This is a genomic window from Vibrio sp. D173a (assembly GCF_030248475.1).
Map to the genome: position 1 here is coordinate 1 of NZ_JAHGAH010001455.1, position 1050 is coordinate 1050.

Consider the following 1050-nt stretch of genomic DNA (forward strand, 5'->3'; position numbering starts at 1 on the left):
GAGACCGTGATCGGTTTTGAGGTCTTACTGCCCTGGCATTCGAAGCAGTTAGGGGTTTTTGCTCCAGATGAATTCATCCCTATTGCCGAACAGACAGGGCTATTTGAGCAGGTCGATAAATGGGTTATTGAGCACGCCTTTAACGATTTCGACCGCCTACAGTCACACTTCGAACACCCGGTTCAGCTCTCGATCAACCTCTCCTCTGCGGGTATTGAAACCACGCACTTGGCAGAGTTCATCGATCAGCATGCTGACGCTCACAACATTCCACCTCACTTGATCGACTTCGAGATAACAGAGACCTTTGAATCGGGTGCTCAAGGTTTCCCTCTGCTCAACGAGCTGTCTCGAATGGGCTATATGCTCGCGATTGATGATTTTGGCTCTGGCTTTACCTCTATCACCCAACTGGTTCAGTATCCAACACAAAAAATCAAACTGGATAAGGGCTTCTTAGAGACCTTAATTGAAACCGATAATCAAAACATAGTGAAACCTGTAATCGAGCTATGTCACGCTCAAGGTAAAAAGGTAACGGCTGAGGGCATTGAAACCCAAGCTATGCATCAATGGTTAGTTGAAGCAGAGTGCGACCTTTTGCAAGGCTATTATTTTGGCAAACCGATGCCACTAGAGGAGCTCGGTATATGGTATAAAAGCCATCAGGATCGATGGAGCGCATCGCCACAAAAAGCACTAACAAAATAACGAATAAGAAAGAGAATCATGAAAACAGTCATTATTGCGTCACTCAACCCAGCCAAAATCAACGCGGTAAAAAGTGCGTTTGATGCCGCTTTCCCAAATCAAGAGTTTGACTTTCAAGGCGTTAGCGTTGCCAGTGGTGTTGCTGACCAACCAATGAGTAATCAAGAGACCTATCAAGGTGCCGTTAATCGCGTGAACAACGCGACTCAAGCCAGCCCACATGGCGATTTCTATGTTGGCCTAGAAGCCGGGATTGAAGGCAATGTTACCTTTGCTTGGATGGTGGTTGAATCAAATGGCCAACGTGGTGAATCTCGCTCTGCAAGTTTAATGCTACCA

Annotated in this window: 2 protein-coding genes; both read left to right on the forward strand. The window is 46.4% G+C overall.

The genetic code is table 11. The features are described 5' to 3' along the window. Positions 1-711 (forward strand): EAL domain-containing protein (locus tag KIV40_RS34025; protein ID WP_285353858.1); only part of this gene is annotated, 711 nt, incomplete at its 5' end. A gap of 18 nt (positions 712-729) precedes the next feature. Further along, positions 730-1050 (forward strand): DUF84 family protein (locus KIV40_RS34030; RefSeq protein ID WP_285353859.1); only part of this gene is annotated, 321 nt, incomplete at its 3' end.